The sequence below is a fragment of the Sulfurimonas sp. genome (genome assembly GCF_034005705.1).
GTDB lineage: Bacteria > Campylobacterota > Campylobacteria > Campylobacterales > Sulfurimonadaceae > Sulfurimonas.
Genome location: NZ_JAVEUF010000027.1, coordinates 1 through 11,898 on the forward strand (window position 1 = coordinate 1; position 11,898 = coordinate 11,898).

The window sequence follows — 11,898 nt, forward strand, 5'->3', positions numbered from 1 at the left end:
AGACCACCAGTCTCTATAGCAATATAGAGAGCTTGTAAACCCAACATGGCAGCAAGAAACAGATGGTCAGCCTCTTATGTGGGGATTTGCGCTCTGCGCAGATCTCTTTGCTACTGTTTCGCTAGAGTTACTATGCAAATAGTAAAGTAGATTAATACTATCAAAACAAAACTCGGCTTATGTTGTGCCTATAATTAGACTCATACTTTTTAATATTAGGGCAGAATTGTCCTAAATAGAAGAAAGTTATTTTCAAGAGAATTTACATTATGTTAACCAAGCTACTTTTGTTAATATAATCAAGACCACAGAATCATTTTTATACACTTCCATATACTATATAAATAAGACCATAAACAAGTGAACATATATGAGCAGAAAAGATAAATTGATACAGGACATTCAAAACCTACTAAACAGTTATGAGGGAGTTCATAAAACCTCAATAAATCCTAATTTACTTGAATTTATGGATGAAGATACGCTGGTGAGCATTATAGATTCCCTTTTAAGACAAAAAGAGTTCTCAAAGGAGTCCGACATAGAGTGGCTTGAAAAATTTAAAAAATATGACTAACAGCGCCCTGCTTTGTGCTTTTTAGTTATGTTTTAAATTAATTTAATTATAAACTGTTTGATTTGTTACCCAAATATCTGATATAATTCCGCATATTTTAATGAAGGATTTTGTATGTCTAATGTAGATCTGGTTCAATTGACGGAAGAGACAAAAAAGTTAACTGCTATGGTTGTTGAGGATGAAAAAGTTGCAAATGAGCTTCTTAGCTCTACTTTTAAGAACTTTTTCGCTGACGTAAAGTCGTGTTTTAACGGAAAAGAGGCTCTTGAAGCTTACTCAAAATCAGCACCTGATATCGTTTTTGTAGATATTATTATGGCTGAGATGGACGGAATTGAACTTTCACGTAAAATTCGTGAAATAAATCCAAATCAGATCATTATCGTTATCTCTGCAAGTAATGACATTGAGAAGATATCAGAATCAATAGAGGTCGGTGTAAACAGTTTTATACAAAAACCTATAGACACAAAGAAGATTATTGAGCTGCTCTCAAGCGTTGTCGCTATGATAAACAAAAAGAAGAAGATAGAGACTAAAACATTCTCTATTTCGCTTCCACTAGATCTTTACGAGATCGTAAACGAAAATGCAAAAGCTGAGAGTATCTCTAAAAATGCCGTTATTATAAGAGCTTTACGTAATTTTTACGAGTAAATATATTTTGTTTGCTGAGTTGAGTCAATTTTATATTTTATTAAGAAATAAATCTATATAATTTCGGCTCAGTAAACAAGACTGACAAGTGGCCCCGTCGTCTAGCGGTCAGGATCCCAGGTTTTCATCCTGGTTACAGGAGTTCGATTCTCCTCGGGGTCACCACTTCATCAACAAAAAAACAATCACAAATAGATCATAAATACTTGCATAAATGTAACAGAACCGTGAAGGCTGGTTCTTCACCAACCTTTTTATCGGTTTAGTGTTTTAACTTCTGTGCAACAAGTTCATTTACCACTTTTGGGTTTGCTTTGCCGCCTGTAGCTTTTAGAACCTGCCCTACAAAAAAGCCAAGCAGATTGGTGTTCCCTGCCCTAAACTTTTCTACATTGTCCGGATTTTTTGCAATTATCTCATCGATGGTAGGCTCGATAACGCTCGCATCGCTTATCTGCACAAGTCCTTTTGCCTCAACTATTCGCTTTGGGTCTTCTCCGCTTTTAGCCATCTCTTCAAAAACCTCTTTAGCGATTTTATTTGAGATAGTGTCATCATCTAGCATTTGCACAAGTTTAGCTACATCAGATGCATTAAATAGAAGCTCATGCACTTCTTTTTCCTTTAACTCTCTTGCCACCTCGTTTGCCACGATATTAGCAATAGTTACTGCAGAATTGTTAAGCGAGAGTATTTCCTCATAAAAAGATGAGAGCTTTTCATCTCTGGCTAAAATGTCCGCAACCATGCTGTTTAGTCCAAGTTCGTCGGTGTATTTGTTAAACAGTAGTTGTTCGGCTTCGCTCATAGGCTCTGTTTCGCCATCTATCTGAACTTTTTTAACTTGGTGTTTGGATTCGCTTTTAGGTATTTTTTTATTTTTAGTATAAGAGTCTTTAAGACCTACTATTTTGTTAAATACGGGGTTTGCGTCCGTATAGTCAATAGGATCGGCATAAAAGTACCCGTGTCTTTCAAATTGGAATCTAACATCCGGCTTTTCCGTCACAACGGCAGGTTCAACAAGAGCATTTTTTATTATTTTTAAAGAATCAGGGTTTAGGTCTTCTATGCCATCTGGGTTTTCACAAGAGTAGAGTCTGTCATAGAGCCTTACTTCAACTGTTTTTGAACTCTTTGCATCTACCCATTGGATGGCACTTTTGACTTTTATGCCGCTTGTGTCCTGTCCGCTTTTTGACTCTGGAAGATACTCTGCTATTATCTCGGTTATATTGCCGTTCTCATCTTTTTTAACCTCTTTACACTTGATGATATAAGCATGCTTAAGACGCACAGGCTGCTCGGGTGTGAGACGGAAGTAGCCTTTTGGAGGGTTTTGTGAAAAATCATCACGCTCAATATATATCTCTTTTGAAAAAGGAACTTTTCTTGAGCCCTCTTTTGATATATCTTCAGGATAATACGACGCATCAAGTTCTTCGCTGCCCTCGTAGTTCTCTATGGTTACTTTTAGGGGGTCAAGCACACACATAACGCGCGGTACTTTTGTATTTAGATCATCTCTGATGCAGAACTCGAGCTGTGAGACATCAACTGTGGAGTTTGCTTTTGCAATACCGATCTGATCGCAGAAGTTTAAAATGGATTCAGGCGTATAACCTCTTCTTCTGAACCCTGCAATAGTAGGCATACGAGGGTCATCCCATCCGTTTACCCTTTTTTCGTTGACCAGCTCCAGAAGTTTTCTTTTGCTCATGACGGTATAGTTGATCCCAAGTCTTGCAAACTCATGCTGATAAGGGCGTGGCGGCTCTAAGCCTAAAGTGTCTAACACCCAGTCGTAGATATCACGGTTGTTTTCAAACTCTAGCGTACAGATAGAGTGGGTGACACCTTCAATATAATCAGACAGGCAGTGCCCAAAATCATACATAGGGTAAATCGCCCACTTGTCCCCTGCTCTATAGTGGTGTGCATGGCGTATTCGGTACAAGAGAGGATCACGCATCTTCATATTTGAAGCAGACATATCGATCTTGGCACGAAGAACATGCTCGCCGTCTTTAAATTCGCCGTTTTTCATTCTCTCTAAAAGGTCAAGGTTCTCTTCTATGCTTCTTTGGGCAAATTTGCTTCTTTTTCCCGGTTCTGTGACACTGCCGCGGTATTCGCGCATAGTCTCTTCATCCAAGCTGTCAACGTAAGCTTTGCCCATCTTGACAAGTTCAATTGCCCACTCATAAAGTTTGTCGAAATAATCAGATGTATAACGTACATCGCCATCCCACTTAAACCCAAGCCACTCTACGGCATCTTTAAGTGCTTCAACGTACGCAGTGTCTTCAGTGGTCGGATTGGTATCGTCCATTCTAAGGTTACAGCGACCGTTATAATCACGGGCAATACCGAAATTTATAGCGATAGATTTAGCATGTCCAATATGAGGAAAACCGTTTGGCTCCGGCGGAAATCTTGTAACAATTTTTTTATATTTGCCTGATTTTAGGTCCTTTTCAACTATTGTACGTAAAAAATCTTTGTGTTCACTCATTATCTGCCAAACCTTTTCATCTTAAAACTTTTATTAAGTGTATTCTATCAAATCAGAGCTTTAGCTAAAACTTGATAGAATTCAAAAATTACATTATGCAGGAATATAAATGCTAAGATTTGCGTTCAGCCCTACAGGCGATATGCACATTGGTGATTTAAGAGTTGCCATATTTAACTATATTGTCTCAAAGCAGAGAGGCGAAGGTCTGATCATTCGCGTGGAAGATACGGACAAAGAGAGAAACATAGAGCAAAAAGAGCAAGAGACACTTGGTATTTTGGAGCTCTTTGGTATCAGCTACTCCAATGTTGTATACCAGAGCCAAAATTTCCGTTTTCATGCAGCTATGGCTCTACAGCTTTTGCATGAAGCTAAGGCGTTTAACTGTTTTTGCTCTCCAGAGTGGCTTGAAAAGAAGCATGAAGAGGCAAAAAACAACAACAAAGCATACAAATATGACGATGCATGCAGAAATTTGCCCGCAGAACTCGTAATCGACAATGAAAATCCATTTACTGTCAGAATAAAAAAATCAGATGAACCGATAGTAATAAAAGACCATATAAAGGGTGAGATGACTTTCAAGCCTGAAGATATAGAGAGTTTTATCATAATGAGAGAGGATAAGACGCCTACTTATAACTTTGCCTGCGGGATTGATGATATGTTAAGTGACATATCTTTAATCATCCGTGATGAAAAGTATATGGATGATGCTCCAAAAGAGGAGAGTATCCGTAGGTCGCTTGGTTATGAAAAGAAGATCGAATATGCACATCTGCCTTCCATAGCAGGCGAAAATGCTGATCTAAGCGTTAAATGTCTTCTTGAAGAGGGTTATCTTCCATCAGCTATTGCGAACTATCTTATTTTGATCGGAAACAGACCTACAAAAAAGATATTTAATATAGAGGATGCCGTAGAGTGGTTTGATCTTAAAAACATATCAAAAGAGCCTGAGTGTTTTGAGGTTGATGTGTTAAGAGATATCAACAAAGAACACCTAAGAAGTTTGGATACAAAAGAGCTCTCCAGATATGTTGGTTTTGCAGATGCAGAGATCGGCGAACTGGCACGTCTCTATCTTGGGGAAGCCTCAACTACAAAAGAGTTAAAATCCAAAATAGGTGCTATTTTTGCAAAAAAAGAGCTACCAAAAGAGTTTGCAGAAGATGCAAAAAGAGTATCTGAGAGTATTAAAGGCGCTCCCTACTTTGAAGAGTATGAGAATTTTAAAAATCATATAATGAAAGAGACGGGGCTTAATGGTGAAAGTTTTGTTAAACTTCTGAGGCTTCTTTTAACAGGCGCTGAAGATGGTCCCGATATTGCTTTGGTCTATAAGTATATTAAAAATTACATAGGTGAGATCGTAAAATGAGTATTTTGATAGATATAGTTCAGGGTTTAGGGGCAATAGCCCTTACCCTTATAAATATATATATGTGGGTAGTTATCATAACGGCTCTTTTGAGCTTTGTTAACCCTGACCCGTTCAATCCGATCGTTCAGTTTCTATATAGAGTTACAAATCCTGCTTATTCATTGGTAAGAAGATACATAAGAACCAACTTCAATGGTCTTGATCTGGCGCCGTTGGTAATAATAATAGGACTGCAGGTAATAAGCGTTCTGCTAAGCTCTGTTTTACGTGCTCTTTAAAGAGCACCCTCTTCTACTGTTTTTCTTACTCTTTGTCATACTTTATAGCTTCTGAGGATGAGTTGGAGTCCTCGATATCTTCAAGCAGAAGCTCTATGGATTCGGATGGATTAAAAGCTACTAGGTAGTATTGATTCCACTCGTTTTTTGTATCAACAAGATGAGAGAATCTGTTCTCTGCTGCAAGTCTCTCGACCTTGATCGGAAGCTCAGAGTTTAGTTTTAACTTCATGTCCGACTCTGATGGCTCTTTTGGATCATAAAGCTTCTTTGGCTCTTTTGTAAAAATAAAGACGTAGAAGTACTCATGCCCATTAAACGACTTAGGATATACCTCGTTTAGATATATGACCGAGACCGTGCCTTTTACTTCCGCATTTTTTGATACTATTTTTGAGCTTTGCAGGCTTGAAGCGCTCAATTTTTGAGCCTTGTCCATATCAAATCCAAAAAAAGCGTCCTTGCTCGAACAGCCGCTAAAAATCGTTAAAAAAGTTAAAATACTCAAAAAAGTTTTCATTCAAATTCCTCTAAATAATCGCAGAATTATATCTTATTAAACAAGCTTTTAACGACTATTTTGTATAATCACCTAAATTTTCACAAAGTAACAAAATTGAAAAAAAGATTAGCGGTTGCATTTACCGGTCCCTCAAACAGCGGAAAAACGACACTTATTTTAAAAGTCGCCAGAAAGCTTATTCACGACTTTAAAAAAGAGGTTGCTATTATCAAGCACGACCCTAAGGACAAAGCTCGTTTTGATGTTGAAGGAAAAGACAGCTACAAGTTCTCAGATACCGGTGCAGAGGTGATCGTGACATCTCCAAACCGCACGACCTATTTTTCGCACAGACGCAAAGAGCTTGATGAGATGGTAAGGCTCTTCAACGACTTTGACATCTTGCTGGTAGAGGGGCTCAAAAACCTCCCTCTTCCGAGAATAAGCGTATTTAGAGATGAGCTGGACAGTGACTACTTCCCTTATATGGACGCTTTGGCTACTGACGGAAGTATAAACTTTAGTGATTATGAACTACCAAAAAATGTGGAGATTCTAGATATAAACAACTGCGAAGATGTAATATCTTGGATATTTAAAAATGCGAAGGAAGTGTAATATATATGACTGATATATTTAGCGCCATACAAAGAACGGCAATTAGAATTAAAGATGCGATAGATACGAAAGATATCGGTTATTCACAGCAGGAGAACAGCTCCGGCGAGACTCAGCTTCAGCTTGATATAAAGTGCGATATGATCATTGAGGAGGAGTTCTCAAATGTAGCTTCTATTCATACGATAGCAAGCGAGGAAAAAGAGAAAGAGCTTACGCTTCATGAAGACGGTAGATACTTTATTGCTTACGATCCACTTGACGGCTCCTCTTTGATAGATGTAAACCTGAGCGTGGGCTCGATCTTCGGCATATATGAGAACGGTTTTGGCGCGCAAAATATGGTAGCATCATGCTATGTAGTTTTTGGACCGCGCGTAGAGATGGTCTTTGCACATAACAAGACAAAGCTTCACCTGCTTCAAGGCAAAGAGTTTGAATTTGTAAAAGAGATACGCCTTAATGAAAAAGGGAAGCTAAACGCACCGGGCGGTACGCAGCAGAACTGGAAGCCGTATCATAAAGAGCTGGTAGAGAGCTTCTTTGCAGAGGGTTATCGTCTAAGATACTCCGGCGGAATGGTGCCTGACCTGCATCAGATCCTTTTAAAAGGGGGCGGACTTTTTAGTTATCCGGGAACTTCTGACAAACCGGATGGCAAACTTCGCAAGCTTTTTGAAGTATTTCCTTTTGCGTTTATATATAAAACTGCAGGCGGAGAGGCGATTGACGGCAAAAACGATCTTATGGAGCTGGGCTTCGCGCATATTCATGACACCTCTCCATGTTTTTTCGGTTCAAAATATGAGATAAAAAGAGTAAAAGAAGTTTATGCAGACAAGTAACAGCGCGGTTGAAATGGACAGATTTGAGCTTCATCTAGACGAGATGATGCTAAAACTGCAGAAGTGCCAAGAAGAGAGAGCTCTTACAAGCTGCAGTAGCTGCGAGTTCTATCTGAGTTGCGAACTTAGAAGCGACTATGTCAAAGCGGTTTACAACAGTATGTCCAAGGGCGATACCGGCGGATTTGAGTTTTAAATAAGTAAAAAAGGATAAAAATTGAGCAAATATATAACGACACCAATCTATTACGTTAACGGCGAAGCGCATATCGGGCATGCTTACACTACTTTTATAGCGGACTCTATGGCTAGATACGAGAAGCTAAAGGGCGAAGACACCTACTTTTTGACAGGTACGGACGAGCATGGCCAAAAGATAGAGGAGTCTGCTCAAAAAAACAACAAGCCGACCCAGCAGTTCGCCGATGAGATAAGTGCCGGCTTTAAAAATCTGTGGGATGATTTTGAGATAAGCTACGACAAATTTATCCGCACAACGGACGAAGAACATAAGATAGGTGTTCAAAAAGCTTTTGAAGTTATGTATAACAAGGGTGATATTTACAAAGATTTTTATGAGGGACACTACTGTGTAAGTTGTGAGACCTTTTTTACAGAGACTCAGCTTGTTGACGGAGAGTTTTGTCCTGACTGTGGAAGAAGCACTAATATCATCAAAGAGGAGAGCTACTTTTTCAGGCTCTCAAAATATGAGGATGCGCTTCTAAAGCACTATGCGGACAATCCTGATTTCATTATGCCGCGTTCACGTGCAAACGAGGTTATTAACTTCGTAAAGGGCGGCCTTCGTGACCTCTCCGTGACCAGAACATCTTTTACATGGGGTGTAAAGATGCCCGAGTCGATCAAAGACGATAAGCATGTTATGTATGTCTGGCTTGATGCGCTTTTAAACTATATAACCGCTCTGGGATATGGCAAAGATGAGGCAAATATGCGTTACTGGCCGGCTTCTGTTCAGTTTGTAGGCAAAGACATTCTCCGCTTTCACGCTATCTACTGGCCAGCATTTTTAATGAGCCTGGACCTCCCTCTTCCGCAGCATATCGGTGCGCATGGATGGTGGACAAGAGACGGCGAGAAGATGAGCAAATCAAAAGGAAACGTAGTCTCTCCCAGAGAAGTCGCAGATGCTTACGGAGTTGAGAACTTAAGATACTTTATGCTTAGAGAGGTCCCTTTTGGACAGGACGGAGACTTCTCCCAAAGAGCGTTTATCGACAGGATCAACTCTGAACTAAGCAACGATCTGGGTAACCTTCTAAACCGTATTATAGGGATGAGCGGCAAATACTCGGATTTCGAGATAGACAGCGCGGATGTCTTAAAGTACCACACAAAAGAGTGTGATGCGATGAACACGGTCTTGGACTCTCTTGATGCTTATATGGAGAATCTGCAGACTCACAGATATCTTGAGGAGCTGTGGAAGCTATTCTCGATCGGAAATAAGGCTATAGAGGAGCACGCTCCGTGGGTTAAGATGAAAGAGGATAAAAAAGATCAAGCGCTCGCTACGGTAGCCCTTGTAGCGAATATTTTGGCAAAAGCCTCTATTATGCTCTCCCCTGTTATGCCAAAAACAACAAACACTATTGCAGATGCTTTGAGTTTTACTATCGACCATGAGAGCTACAAAGAGCTTATCAAATATAAAAAACTGCTAAAATTATTTAATATTAAACCTGTTCCTCCCCTATTCCCGCGTGTTGAAGAGCCTTTAATGGCGGAAGCTCCTCTGGCTCATCCAAATGTCAGCGAAGAGAGCGTAAAAGTCGAAGATGAGAGCAAAAAAGAGGAAGACAACCTTATCGAGATAGGACAATTTTTTGAGACTTCGCTAAAGGTCGGGGTTGTCGTAGAGGCCGAGGAGGTTCCAAAAAGCAAAAAACTTCTAAAGCTTCAAGTCGATCTTGGCGAGGAGAAGCCAAGACAGGTTGTTGCTGGCATTAGAGAGTTTTACACTCCTGAATCTCTGCTAAATACGCAGGTTTGCGTCGTAGCAAACCTAAAACCTGCAAAGCTTATGGGTATGATCTCTGAGGGAATGCTTCTTGCTGCCAAAGATGAAGATGGTCTATGTTTAGTCAGACCTGAAAAACCTAAAAAAGCAGGCACGCCTATTGGATGAGACTTGAAAATTTCCTAGCACTTACACAAGCCGCTCTTCTTAACGAACCATGCATATACAGCTTTGAAAATATCGTTTTTGAAGCTTCAAAAGTAAAGAGGGGCGACCTCTTTTTTGCTTTTGACCATGATGATATCCCTTTGGCTGTTCAAAACGGTGCTTACGGGATCGTATTTGAAAACAAAACCGATATAATCGATCCTGAAATTGCATGGATAAGAGTTGATTCTCTAGATACGGCTCTGAAAAAACTGCTTCGATTTAAGATGATCGAAAAAGAGGTGATAGCTTATGAGTGCAATGAGATAGTACTGAAGCTCTCTATGCAGGTGATCACAGAGACAAATTTTCTGCCTATCAAGGGTGATCTGAGATCACTTTTTAAGAGCCTGTGGGATATAGAGAGTAGAAGCATCGTGCTTTTCTGCCCTGCTTTAACGGACTCTGCGATATTTGCTACAGTAAAAACAATGCCAAAGAGACCTTTTGCTCCCATCGAGATAATGGAGCAGACACTTTTTGAGACATCATTCATATATGATGACATATTTTACGAGAGACAGCTGATATCTCCTTTTTTTATCTCCTACTTAGAGGAGCTGCTGCACTTTTTTAAAACGGCAAAGATAAACTATAAGCTCAAAAAATTCACTCCGATAGAGCATTTTGAAGCTGTCTTTACAAACAAAAAGCTTGAGGTTAAAAATTTCGGAACAAGCGATAAAGTGCTTATTTTCGAGCCAAATGTCTCTCTTATAGATTCACAGATACTTTTTTTAAAGCGTCACGCTTCTTGGGCAAATATTATCTTTATAGTTCCGTCTAGTCCAGAAGATGAAAGAAGCGAAAATATTTTTACCTACAAGAGAGAGAAAGATATCATAAACATACTAAAGAGCAACAGTTTTCATTTTGCTCTGGTTGCGGGTGTCGATAAATCCATATTAAACAAGCCGCTTCCCAAGCAGACTCAGCTTATAATGGATTTTTAAACCCCTGCTCTAATTATTGATCGCTTTTAGAGCTTGAAGCTTCATAACTGCAGTGTTGACATCTCCTGCATATTTTACCTCTGTAGTCGGCATCATTACACCATTTTGCTTTTCATAGTTTTTATAAAGTGTTACAAACTCCATACTTTGAGCGCCAAAAGATAGTTTTCCAACTACTTTTTCAATTAAATACTCTCTCTTTGAGACAAAATATTTTGTCTCAAGCCCTCCCTCTTTGAGTGTTAGTATATAATTTGCATCGTCACTGGCCGCTTCTATGTTTTGCGCTCTGTTTTTAAGTATTAATGGATTATAAAGACGCATAAGCTGCAGTTTCATAGCATCAAGCATCGGACCGCTTGCCACTACTTTTTTATCGCCGAACTCTTTTACACCATAACCATTAATTAGAGTCCTTGACTCTTTTTTATCCGGATAGGTAAGTTCAGTACTAAGCGAGCTTGGCAGCGATACTTTTCTGTGGTCTGTCCCATTGCTGTTGCCGGTTTTTGCTTCAATAAGCCAAACCTGCTCATAACTGTTCATTTTTGTAATATTTTTCTCTCCGCCATATACGTTTATCATCTTGTTTAGTATCTCATCTGAAGCAATATCTTTGGCATTTAAAGATGTGAGTAGCAAAACTGTCGCCAGGGCTGATTTTATCGGGTTTATCATCGTTGTTATTTCCTTTTTTTATGCACAAATATGTGATTTTTTCGAATTATACTAAAAAGCGTATTGTGTTTTTGTTCACACTTTGAGCGAGATAAATTTTTGGTACAATATGCAACTTGGATTAAACTACAGATATTAAGGCAAAATCAATTATGAATCGTAGAGATTTTTTAACTGCGGCTACCGTTTCTACGGGCGCAATAGCGCTTAGCGGATGCAATGATAGCAACAGAGAAGCTATAGACTACTCAAAACATCCTGGCAAAAAAGATAGCGGTGAAAAAAGAGTAAATGTAAACAAAAATAAAAAAACGACTATTAAGCTTGCAACAAGCTGGCCGGCAAGCTTTCCTATAATGGGTATTGGCGTAGAGAGACTGGCAAAAAGATTAAACGATATAAGCGGCGGCTCTTTAGATGTCAAAATATATCCTAAAAATGTTCTCATACCTGACCTGGCAGTCTTTGACGCTTGTTCTAGCGGTCAGATAGATGCTTTTCACTCAGGACCTTACTACTGGAAAGGAAAAAATAGCGCTTTTTCACTCTACAGCGGCATCCCTTTTGGCTTTACGGCAGAAGAGATAAACTCATGGATGCTTTTTGGCGGCGGAATGGAGCTCTGGAGAGAGCAGTATGCAAGATACAATCTTCATCCGTTTATGGGCGGAAATACCAACATCCAGATCGGAAG

13 protein-coding genes and 1 tRNA gene are annotated in these 11,898 nt (G+C 39.4%); 11 read left to right on the forward strand and 3 right to left on the reverse strand.

Annotation, left to right across the window (positions count from 1 at the left end; genetic code table 11):
• Positions 1-370 precede the first annotated feature (370 nt).
• The 3 genes from RBR61_RS09690 to RBR61_RS09700 all read left to right on the forward strand — a co-directional run bounded on the left by RBR61_RS09690 (position 371) and on the right by RBR61_RS09700 (position 1,402).
• A complete protein-coding gene (locus tag RBR61_RS09690) occupies positions 371-577 on the forward strand; it encodes a hypothetical protein (protein ID WP_320343943.1) in 207 nt (68 codons plus the stop codon).
• 114 nt (positions 578-691) lie between these two features.
• Complete coding sequence (locus RBR61_RS09695; protein WP_320343944.1) at positions 692-1,237, forward strand: response regulator; 546 nt, start codon at positions 692-694, stop codon at positions 1,235-1,237.
• Between the two features lie 90 nt (positions 1,238-1,327).
• Positions 1,328-1,402 (forward strand) — tRNA-Glu (locus tag RBR61_RS09700).
• 97 nt (positions 1,403-1,499) lie between these two features.
• Here RBR61_RS09700 and RBR61_RS09705 read toward each other — a convergent pair.
• Positions 1,500-3,752 carry a glutamine--tRNA ligase/YqeY domain fusion protein gene (locus tag RBR61_RS09705; RefSeq protein ID WP_320343946.1) on the reverse strand — a complete coding sequence of 751 codons (2,253 nt, stop codon included), beginning with the start codon at positions 3,750-3,752 and terminating at the stop codon, positions 1,500-1,502.
• Positions 3,753-3,861: 109 nt separating this feature from the next.
• On the opposite strand from RBR61_RS09705, the gene gltX reads away from it, so the two are divergent.
• Positions 3,862-5,136 (forward strand): glutamate--tRNA ligase, encoded by a 1,275-nt coding sequence (gene gltX, locus RBR61_RS09710; protein ID WP_320343948.1) that lies wholly within the window; start codon positions 3,862-3,864, stop codon positions 5,134-5,136.
• Entirely contained in the window at positions 5,133-5,417 is a 285-nt protein-coding gene (locus tag RBR61_RS09715; protein ID WP_320343949.1) for a YggT family protein, read from the forward strand. Before gltX ends, RBR61_RS09715 begins: the two co-directional genes overlap by 4 nt.
• Positions 5,418-5,442: 25 nt before the next feature.
• Here the strand turns inward: RBR61_RS09715 and RBR61_RS09720 are convergent, their stop codons facing one another.
• On the reverse strand, positions 5,443-5,937 hold the full coding sequence (locus RBR61_RS09720; protein ID WP_320343951.1) for a hypothetical protein: 495 nt from the start codon (positions 5,935-5,937) through the stop codon (positions 5,443-5,445).
• Positions 5,938-6,033: 96 nt separating this feature from the next.
• Here RBR61_RS09720 and mobB point away from each other — a divergent pair, with 96 nt between their 5' ends.
• The 5 genes from mobB to RBR61_RS09745 are packed head-to-tail and all read left to right on the forward strand — an operon-like array spanning position 6,034 to position 10,526.
• The gene (gene mobB, locus RBR61_RS09725; protein ID WP_320343952.1) at positions 6,034-6,537 is read left to right on the forward strand and encodes a molybdopterin-guanine dinucleotide biosynthesis protein B; all 504 of its coding nucleotides are present in this window, start codon (positions 6,034-6,036) and stop codon (positions 6,535-6,537) included.
• Between the two features lie 5 nt (positions 6,538-6,542).
• Complete coding sequence (locus tag RBR61_RS09730) at positions 6,543-7,382, forward strand: class 1 fructose-bisphosphatase (protein WP_320343953.1); 840 nt, start codon at positions 6,543-6,545, stop codon at positions 7,380-7,382.
• Positions 7,369-7,578, forward strand: a complete 210-nt coding sequence (locus RBR61_RS09735; RefSeq protein WP_320343955.1) for a hypothetical protein — start codon at positions 7,369-7,371, stop codon at positions 7,576-7,578. Before RBR61_RS09730 ends, RBR61_RS09735 begins: the two co-directional genes overlap by 14 nt.
• Positions 7,579-7,599: 21 nt before the next feature.
• The gene (metG, locus tag RBR61_RS09740; protein WP_320343957.1) at positions 7,600-9,534 is read left to right on the forward strand and encodes a methionine--tRNA ligase; all 1,935 of its coding nucleotides are present in this window, start codon (positions 7,600-7,602) and stop codon (positions 9,532-9,534) included.
• The gene (locus RBR61_RS09745) at positions 9,531-10,526 is read left to right on the forward strand and encodes a hypothetical protein (RefSeq protein ID WP_320343959.1); all 996 of its coding nucleotides are present in this window, start codon (positions 9,531-9,533) and stop codon (positions 10,524-10,526) included. The genes metG and RBR61_RS09745 overlap by 4 nt, the downstream gene beginning before the upstream one ends.
• A gap of 9 nt (positions 10,527-10,535) precedes the next feature.
• Here RBR61_RS09745 and RBR61_RS09750 read toward each other — a convergent pair whose 3' ends face one another.
• A complete protein-coding gene (locus RBR61_RS09750; RefSeq protein ID WP_320343960.1) occupies positions 10,536-11,204 on the reverse strand; it encodes a hypothetical protein in 669 nt (222 codons plus the stop codon).
• Between the two features lie 152 nt (positions 11,205-11,356).
• On the opposite strand from RBR61_RS09750, the gene RBR61_RS09755 reads away from it, so the two are divergent.
• A partial coding sequence (locus tag RBR61_RS09755; RefSeq protein ID WP_320343962.1) for a substrate-binding domain-containing protein occupies positions 11,357-11,898 on the forward strand: 542 nt, incomplete at its 3' end.